The organism is Phenylobacterium aquaticum (assembly GCF_947378715.1).
Classification (GTDB): domain Bacteria; phylum Pseudomonadota; class Alphaproteobacteria; order Caulobacterales; family Caulobacteraceae; genus Phenylobacterium; species Phenylobacterium aquaticum_A.
On record NZ_CANCLE010000239.1, the window covers coordinates 1 to 4,048 of the forward strand.

General features: G+C 69.9%; 5 protein-coding genes. 4 read left to right on the forward strand and 1 reads right to left on the reverse strand.

Annotated features, from left to right (window positions below; genetic code table 11):
- On the forward strand, positions 1 to 645 hold a 645-nt coding region (locus Q7P21_RS19710; RefSeq protein ID WP_304180004.1), incomplete at its 5' end, for a sulfotransferase.
- Here Q7P21_RS19710 and Q7P21_RS19715 read toward each other — a convergent pair.
- On the reverse strand, positions 642 to 1,175 hold the full coding sequence (locus Q7P21_RS19715) for a GNAT family N-acetyltransferase (protein ID WP_304167263.1): 534 nt from the start codon (positions 1,173 to 1,175) through the stop codon (positions 642 to 644). The genes Q7P21_RS19710 and Q7P21_RS19715 overlap by 4 nt on opposite strands.
- 136 nt (positions 1,176 to 1,311) lie before the next feature.
- Here Q7P21_RS19715 and Q7P21_RS19720 point away from each other — a divergent pair, with 136 nt between their 5' ends.
- From Q7P21_RS19720 to Q7P21_RS19730, 3 genes are all read left to right on the forward strand, one after another.
- Positions 1,312 to 2,694, forward strand: coding sequence for an L-serine ammonia-lyase (locus tag Q7P21_RS19720; protein WP_304167265.1), 1,383 nt, complete (start codon positions 1,312 to 1,314; stop codon positions 2,692 to 2,694).
- A gap of 52 nt (positions 2,695 to 2,746) precedes the next feature.
- The gene (locus Q7P21_RS19725) at positions 2,747 to 3,769 is read left to right on the forward strand and encodes a serine hydrolase (RefSeq protein ID WP_304167268.1); all 1,023 of its coding nucleotides are present in this window, start codon (positions 2,747 to 2,749) and stop codon (positions 3,767 to 3,769) included.
- A gap of 117 nt (positions 3,770 to 3,886) precedes the next feature.
- Positions 3,887 to 4,048, forward strand: a 162-nt coding sequence (locus Q7P21_RS19730; RefSeq protein WP_304180005.1) for an OPT/YSL family transporter, incomplete at its 3' end; no start/stop codon positions are given.

Consider the following 4,048-nt stretch of genomic DNA (forward strand, 5'->3'; position numbering starts at 1 on the left):
GGCACCATGGAGCTGCCTGATATCGGCATCATCGCCCGAGGTCTCGGACCAACCTATCCGCAGGCCCTGGCCGAACTCGACGGGGCGGCGCTCCGCGCGCTGGGCGACGGCTACATCGCCTCGACCCGGCCGCATCGCAAGCTGGGGCGGCCGTTCTTCATCGACAAGATGCCGAACAATTTCCAGCACATCGGCCTGATCAGCCTGATCCTGCCCAAGGCCCGGATCATCGACGCGCGACGCCACCCGATGGGCTCCTGCTTCTCGGCCTTCAAGCAGCACTTCGCCCAGGGTCAGTCCTTCTCCTACGACCTCACCGACCTCGGCCGCTACTACCGCGACTATGTGGAGCTGATGGCCCACTTCGACGCCGTGGCGCCCGGGCGGGTCCACCGGGTGATCTATGAGGACCTGGTGCACGACACCGAGACGGAGGTCCGCCGCCTGCTCGACCATTGCGGCCTGCCCTTCGAGGCGGCCTGCCTGAGGTTCTATGAGAATGGCCGCGCCGTGCGCACGGTCAGTTCCGAACAGGTGCGCCAGCCCATCTATCGCGGCGGCCTCGACCAGTGGCGGGCCTATGAGCCCTGGCTCGGACCGCTCAAGGACGCGCTCGGCCCGACCTATGAGGACTGGCGCGGCTAGATCGCCTTGCCCATCCGCTTCAGGGGCACGGCCACCCCCGTCGAGGTGACGCTTTCGAACGGCTCGATCACCTCATAGCCGCAGGCGCGATAGAGCGGCTCGCCGGCCAGGGTCGCGGCCATCTCACAGCGGCTGAAGCCCTCGCCAGCCGCCGCCGCCTCACAAGCCGCAAGGATCAGCCGACCCACCCCGCGCCGGGTGAAGTCGGGGCTGGTGTACATGGCGCGGATACGGGCGGCGTCCTGGGTCGGGTCCAGCAGGGCCGCGTCGCGCCCGGCCGAATGGTCGCCGCCGAACAGGGTCGCCCTGCGGCTCCAGCCGCCGCAGCCAGCCAGGGCGGCCGCCTCCTCGACCACGAAATAGGTGCGGTCGGCGACCAGCTGGGTGTCGAGCCCCATGACTTCGAAGGAGGCCGCCAGCTGGGCCGGGTCGAGGAAGCCCTTCTGCAGCTCGCCAATGGAACGGGCCATCAGGTCGCGCAGGGCGGGCAGGTCGGCTTCGACGGCGAGGCGCAGGGTCAGGTCGGACATGGCCACAGCCTAGACCGTGGGCGACGGCGCCCGCGACAGCGCGCATGCGGCCCTGGTGAAAATCACCTCAACGGACGGTGCGCGAGCATGGCCCGCCCGGCTTGGCGGCGCCCCGGCGATAGCCTATGCCAGCTCCATGGCAGGCGCTGGCGTTTTCGATCTCTTCAAGCTGGGCGTTGGCCCCTCAAGTTCCCACACCATGGGCCCGATGACGGCGGCGGCGCGATTCGTCGACCGACTGGGCGACCTCGGGCTCAGGGACAGGACGGCGCGGATCAGCATCAGCCTCTTCGGTTCCCTGGCCCTGACCGGCCGGGGCCACGCCACCGACCGCGCCGCGATCCTGGGCCTGGCCGGCTTCCGCCCCGCCACCATCGACCCGGACGCCGCCGACGCGGCCCTGGCCGCGATCCGCGCCGAGGGCCGGCTCGCGCTCGGCGGCGACGGCCCCGCCATGGCCTTCGACGAGGCGCGCGACATCCTCTGGCTGGGCCGCGAGCGCAAGACCCAGCACCCCAACGCCCTGACCCTCCAGGCGCAGGGCGCCGCCGGCCAGATCCTGGAGGCGCGGACCTATTTCTCCGTCGGCGGCGGCTTCGTGCTCGACGAGACTGAGATCGACGCCAATGCGCCGCCGGCCCGCACCGTGCCCGAACCCTATCCCTTCGGCTCCGGGGTCGAACTGCTGGACCAGGCCGAGCGCGCCGGCCTGACGATCGGGGCCCTGATGCTGGCCAATGAGACCGCGATCCGTTCTGAGACCGAGGTGTTCGAGGGCCTCGACGCCATCTGGGCGGCCATGGAGGCCTGTATCGAGCGCGGCCTGCGCCAGGACGGCTGCCTGCCCGGGGGCTTGAAGGTCCGCCGCCGCGCGCGGCAGATCCACACGGACCTGACCAGCAAGGCCGAGCGCAATCTGTCCGATCCCCTGGCCGCCCTCGACTGGGTCAATCTCTGGGCCTTGTCGGTCAATGAGGAGAACGCCGCCGGCGGCCGGGTGGTCACCGCCCCTACCAATGGCGCAGCCGGCCTGCTGCCGGCGGTGCTGCGCTATTACGACCGCTTCTATCGCGGCACGGCCGAGGGGCGGCGCACCTTCCTGCTCACCGCCGCCGCCATCGGCGCGCTCTACAAGAAGAACGCCTCGATCTCCGGCGCCGAGGTCGGGTGCCAGGGCGAGGTCGGCGTCGCCTGCTCCATGGCCGCGGCCGGCCTGACCGCCGCCCTGGGCGGGACCAACGCCCAGATCGAGAACGCCGCCGAGATCGCCATGGAGCATAATCTCGGCCTGACCTGCGATCCGATCGGCGGCCTGGTCCAGATCCCCTGCATCGAGCGCAACGCCATGGGCGCGGTGAAGGCCATCGACGCCTCGCGCCTGGCCCTGCTCGGCGACGGCCAGCACACAGTCAGCCTCGACAAGGTCATCGCCACCATGAAGCGCACCGGTGAGGACATGAGCGAGATCTACAAGGAAACCTCGCTGGGCGGCCTGGCCGTCAATGTGGTCGAGTGCTGAAGACTCAAATCCGCGGGTGACATCGGGGGGCTCCAGGCGCCACTTTCGTCCCATGACCCTGATCCCGCTCCCCGCCCAGGCCGCCGACGTCCCGTTCCCGACCCAGGCCTGGCCGGAAGGCGACCTGCCTGCCGGGCTCGACCGCGCCCGCTTCGACGCCCTGATGGACCAGGGCTTCGCCGCGTTCGGCGAGACCCATGCGGTGGTCATCGTCCAGGGCGGGCGGCTGATCCATGAGCGCTATGGCCCCGAGCACGGGCCGGACAAGACCTGCATGTCCTGGTCCAAGGCCAAGTCGATCACCCAGGCGCTCACCGGCATACTGGTCGGCGACGGCAAGCTGGATGTCTTCGCCCCTGCCGATGTTCCCGAATGGAAGACGCCCGGCGACCCGCGCGGCGCCCTCACCCTCGACCTGTTGCTGCGCATGTCGAGCGGGCTGGAGTTCTCCGAGGTCTATCTGCCCGACCAGCCGTCGGACACCATCGCCATGCTCTGGGGCCCGGGGAAGGACGACGTCGCCCACTACGCCGCCGACAAGCCCTTGGCCTACGCGCCGGGAACCTTCTTCTCCTACTCCAGCGGCACGACCAACATCGTCGCCCGCACCCTGGCGCGCGCCATCGACGCCTATGGACCGGACTTCGAGGCCTTCATGCGTAGGCGCCTGTTCGAGCCGCTCGGCATGACCAGCCCCCAGCCGAAGTTCGACGCCGCCGGAACCTTCATCGGCTCGTCCTTCTGCTTCACCACCGCCCGCGACTTCGCCCGCTTCGGCCTGCTCTATCTGCGCGACGGGGTGTGGGAGGGCCGCCGCATCCTTCCCGAAGGCTGGGTCGACTATGCCCGCACCCCCACCTTCCAACAGCCGGACTGCGAAGAGGGCCCCTACGGCGCCCACTGGTGGCTGGGTCGGGGCGGCCCCGGCAGCTTCTCGGCCAACGGTCACGAGGGCCAATATACGGTGGTGGTCCCCGACCTCGACCTGGTCTTTGTCCGCCACGGCCGCACGCCCCTGGAGCTGCGCGACGGCCTGAAGGACTGGATGGGCGAGATGGTGGAGCTGTTCCGCTAGCCCCACAAGCCCGGCCATGACGGAGAGCTTGGGGGCCGCGCCCTCTTGAGCCACACCGCACATCCTGCTCCAACTGGCGGGCCGCTGCACGCGCGGCGCCAAGCCAGGACGCCCTTCATGACCACCGCCACATCCCGCGTCGAGCTCACCCTTCGGGGCGTGATCCTGGGGATTCTCATCACGCTGGTGTTCACGGCGGCCAATGTCTATCTGGGCCTCAAGGTCGGCCTGACCTTCGCCTCCTCGATCCCCGCCGCGGTCATTTCCATGGCCCTGCTG

Bases quoted from the DNA above. Each gene is read 5' to 3' on its own strand.
- Q7P21_RS19715 (WP_304167263.1), bottom strand. From the start codon at position 1,175: ATGTCCGACCTGACCCTGCGCCTCGCCGTCGAAGCCGACCTGCCCGCC.
- Q7P21_RS19720 (WP_304167265.1), top strand. From the start codon at position 1,312: ATGGCAGGCGCTGGCGTTTTCGATCTCTTCAAGCTGGGCGTTGGCCCC.
- Q7P21_RS19725 (WP_304167268.1), top strand. From the start codon at position 2,747: ATGACCCTGATCCCGCTCCCCGCCCAGGCCGCCGACGTCCCGTTCCCG.